Below are 2608 nucleotides of genomic sequence, written 5' to 3'. Positions count from 1 at the left end.
CGGCCGGCGCCCCGGGCGCCAGCTCGGGATGCCTCCCGGCCCATGCGGCGGCATAAGGGCAGAGCGGCACGACCGGCACGCCCTCCCCCTCGGCCATCGCATAGAACCCCTTGACGAGCTCCCCGCCGATCCCCCGCCCCTCGTGCCCGGGCTCGACGACGGTGTGCACCGCCACCAGGGCATGGGGCTCCGCGGCGAGCACGAAGTACGCGATGAACCCGACCACCCGCCGGTCCTCGACGGCCAGCAGCCGCCCGGCCTTCCGCTCGTCCACCAGCTCGATCGCCACGGCCCCACTCCCTCAGCTCAGACAGCCACCGAATGCGGGCTGCGCTCCTGATCCGTACCCGGCACCGGCGCGGAAGGATCCGCCCCCAGCTCCACGATCCGGTTGTCACCGTCCACGTGCACCACGCGCGGCTTCAGCGCCCGCGCCTCGGCATCCTCGACCTGCGCGTAGCTGATGAGGATGACGAGGTCCCCGGGGTGCACGAGATGCGCGGCGGCCCCGTTGATCCCGATCACCCCGGACCCGCGCTCGCCCTCGATGACGTAGGTCTCGAGCCGGGCCCCGTTGGTGATGTCCACGATGTGGACGAGCTCCCCGGGCAGCAGATCGGCGGCGTCGAGCAGATCGGCATCGATGGTCACGGACCCGACGTAGTGCAGGTCGGCCTGCGTCACGGTGGCCCGGTGGATCTTGGACTTGAACATGGTGCGCATCATCGAGGTACTCCTGGATCTATGCTCCCTGCCTGCGTTTTTGCAGGTCAAGTGCGGTTCCCCTACCGTACAACGAGTCGCAAGTTCGATCAGCTTTCTCCATGTTCCCGAGGACCAATGCTGACCGATCTGCCGACTTTCCCGACTCGCCGTCAGCGGACTTCGGAGGGGCTGAGCAGCCTCACCCACTCCCCGGCCGCGACGACGACGCCAGCCTACGCAACGACCTTCGGCAGCCATCCAGGACCACTGTCACTGTGACCGGAGCCACGCGAGCAGGTCGCCGGCCTGCACGCGCCGGGGCTAAACGGCAGGTCCCCGGTTAGCCGAACCGGGGATGCTCGTGACCATTGCTGTAGCCCGCACGACGACAGGGCGCCCGCTGGGTGACACCTACCTCTGGCGCCACCTGCGGGCTGCAGGCTGCAAGTGACTGGAGCAGCAAAAGATCCACTAGCGCCGGTCGCCAGCCAGGCCCCGCATCAGCCGAAATCGCTGCGGGCCTGCAAGCAAACTGACAGCATTCCGGAAATGACGACGCACCCGTTCGAGGACGTTACTCACGTCCCGGCGCTCGAGCCTCTGCTGGCCCGGCTGGGCACCGTGTTCCAGCGATTCGATGATCAAGACTCCGGCTGCACCTCGTACGGATTGCTGGCATCGGGACAGCGCTGGTTCGTGAAGAGCGCGGCGGCACCCCAAGCCGTCCCGTCATTGGACAGGGCGATGGCCGTTCACAGTGCCATCTCACATCCGCGCATCGTGGCCTTGGCGCACTCCTTCACCACGGACACCGGCCCCGTGCTCGTCTATCCGTGGACGAGCGGTGAGGTTCTCTACCACCCGACCCGGTCGCGCCACGGCGGACGCGCCAATCCAGGCAGCCCCATGGCACGGTTCAGGGCCCAGCCGCTCGCCCAGATCAATATCGCCCTGGAAACGCTGCTCAACGCCCATCTGGCTGTCGAGGATGCTGGATATGTAGCCGTGGACTTGTACGACGGCTGCATGCTCTACGACTTCGATCAGCAGCGCATCATGCTCTGCGATCTTGACGAGTACCGCCCCGGACCCTTCACCCTGGAGGCGGACCGGCTCCCAGGCTCCAGCCGCTACATGGCGCCCGAGGAGTTCGTCCGGGGTTCGCTCATCGACATCCGCACCACGGTCTTCAACCTGGGCCGGGCACTGCGCCTCCTCCTCGACGCCGGCGACGAGGAGACGCAGTGGCGCGGAACGCCGGCTCAGCTGGCTGTCATCGCGCAGGCGACGGCACCGAAGCCGGAGGATCGGCTGCCGTCCGTGGGCGCCCTGTCCGATGCCTGGCAGGCAGCAGGAGGACGACCTGGCTTCGCTGCGACAACGGGGTAGTGACCGCGCCGCCATCCACGCGGTCGACTGCCGGGAGGCCCCAACCAACCGGCCAGCCATGACCCGACGGCAGGCGCTTGATCACGGAGCTCTTTCAGAGTGGCCACTGATCGAGTGGCCCAGGCGGAGTCAGGATGAGGACCGCAACGCACAGGGCTCCCGCGCCGTTGAGGGAGGTGTTCGAAGTCTCGCGCAGATCGCCGCCGGCTTCGGCATATCCGTCGGCACCGCCCACGCCTACGTCATGGCCGTCGTCCAGCACTTGTCCGGCCGTGCACCCGGCCCTCCTACGGGTCCTGCGCGAGGCCGATCCGGACTACGTCCTGCTCGACGGGGCGCTCGCCGAGTGCGATCAACCGGGCCCTGTCAGGGGCGCGGGCCCCCGTCGAACGGAGCGTCGCGCGACTCAAGTCCTGGCGCATCTTCCGCAAAGTCTCCCGGAGGAGACTCATTACGCGGGACCAGCTCTCAACCCACACTCATTTCCCCCGCTGCCCCCTCTCTGCACGGATTT

Annotated in this window: 3 protein-coding genes and 1 pseudogene; 2 read left to right on the top strand and 2 right to left on the bottom strand. The window is 67.8% G+C overall.

The window, feature by feature from the left end; all coding sequences use genetic code 11:
- Both SSNG_RS30505 and panD read right to left on the bottom strand, forming a co-directional pair.
- A partial coding sequence (locus SSNG_RS30505) for a GNAT family N-acetyltransferase (RefSeq protein WP_007267798.1) occupies nt 1-289 on the bottom strand: 289 nt, incomplete at its 3' end.
- Nucleotides 290-306: 17 nt separating this feature from the next.
- Nucleotides 307-726, bottom strand: coding sequence for an aspartate 1-decarboxylase (panD, locus tag SSNG_RS30500; protein WP_007267797.1), 420 nt, complete (start codon nt 724-726; stop codon nt 307-309).
- A gap of 528 nt (nt 727-1254) precedes the next feature.
- On the opposite strand from panD, the gene SSNG_RS30495 reads away from it, so the two are divergent.
- Nucleotides 1255-2094, top strand: a complete 840-nt coding sequence (locus SSNG_RS30495; RefSeq protein ID WP_007267796.1) for a serine/threonine-protein kinase — start codon at nt 1255-1257, stop codon at nt 2092-2094.
- Between the two features lie 184 nt (nt 2095-2278).
- A pseudogene (locus SSNG_RS40415) lies at nt 2279-2456 on the top strand (IS5/IS1182 family transposase); the annotation flags it as partial.
- Nucleotides 2457-2608 lie beyond the last annotated feature (152 nt).

The sequence above is a fragment of the Streptomyces sp. C genome (genome assembly GCF_000158895.1).
GTDB lineage: Bacteria > Actinomycetota > Actinomycetes > Streptomycetales > Streptomycetaceae > Streptomyces > Streptomyces racemochromogenes.
This window is presented reverse-complemented; position numbering and strand designations above follow the sequence as displayed.

Coding starts and splice junctions, on each gene's coding strand:
- panD (WP_007267797.1), bottom strand. CDS start 726: ATGATGCGCACCATGTTCAAGTCCAAGATCCACCGGGCCACCGTGACG.
- SSNG_RS30495 (WP_007267796.1), top strand. CDS start 1,255: ATGACGACGCACCCGTTCGAGGACGTTACTCACGTCCCGGCGCTCGAG.